The 1,042-nt window shown below is 39.9% G+C and carries 2 protein-coding genes; both read right to left on the bottom strand.

The features are described 5' to 3' along the window. Positions 1 to 196: hypothetical protein (locus F6K38_RS42995; protein WP_287361039.1), on the bottom strand; the 196-nt coding region annotated here is incomplete at its 3' end. A 77-nt stretch (positions 197 to 273) separates the two neighbouring features. Then, positions 274 to 567, bottom strand: coding sequence for a hypothetical protein (locus tag F6K38_RS42990; protein ID WP_008185397.1), 294 nt, complete (start codon positions 565 to 567; stop codon positions 274 to 276). Between the last annotated feature and the right edge of the window lie 475 nt (positions 568 to 1,042).

Raw genomic sequence — 1,042 nt, 5'->3', positions numbered from 1 at the left:
TTAAGGAAGATAAACTAAACCTGTTGATGGTCTCCCCTGTGAATGTTTGAAAAGGTTTTTCTAAAAACAAAAAATCATTGTTTCGATAAGGGTTATTAGCAACAGAGTACTGGAGAAAGTTACCACATCCTAATGGCTTGGTAAGGAATAACTTAAGTCTTTGGTACAATGGCAAAATAGTTGGGTTAATGTTCATGAGGTTAAATCCAAGTTCGTGTTGCAAGATAATTGATAATACCTAACAGATAATATAATGCCGATTTTTTTGACAATTTAAATCAAATTTGCAAGTTCACTATCAGACAAGATAATCTCCCCATAATCGGGAATCCAAGCTAGCCAGGTATTCTCAGATTCCCGACCTAAAATAAGAGCTTCTTCACAATGAATCGAGTTAGGGATATCAGGGGCTTTAACCCAAACTTGAGAGTCGGATTCTGCCTCAAGGTTACTTGAGTTAATCTCAATGGATTTGTCTTTAAAACCTAAGGTCGATTCAGTCTGCCTATTTTGTTTGGGCTTATAGTCTTTTGGCTTATAGCCATTTAAGCTAAGTAATTTACTCATTCTTAAATCCCCTCTTACTTGCTAATACATGTTGACTGTTTCCAAGGAAAGGAAATGATATCGTGTCCGGTTGTGCGCGATAGTGGTAAGCATTCAGCCGTCAGCTGTCAGCTGTCAGCTTAAAATAAACCTTTTTAGGGAGAATTTAATAGTTCGAGATTAATGAGAATTGAAAGTCTGGGGATTTGCCCATTAGCTTTGTGGCACAGGCTTTGGCCTTTGGCCACGCTGTGCGAACGACGCTGTGACGTAACTCAGATTAATCGAATGCTTACCTCTTTTATTCAAAAGCTGTTCGCAAAGCGTGCGCGTAGCGCATAGGCTGATGGCTGATAGCTGAATACTGACCGTTGTTTCTTTGGTAATCGATACTCCCGGACATGATATTATTTACTTTTCCAGACAAGACTCTTTAACTGGAAGCCCAACATGGCGTCCACTGGGCGCAGTATGACCAAGCAGCTTATCTCCAGGC

Origin of the sequence: Moorena sp. SIO3B2 (assembly GCF_010692525.1) — a bacterium.
GTDB classification, from domain to species: domain Bacteria; phylum Cyanobacteriota; class Cyanobacteriia; order Cyanobacteriales; family Coleofasciculaceae; genus Moorena; species Moorena producens.
This window is presented reverse-complemented; position numbering and strand designations above follow the sequence as displayed.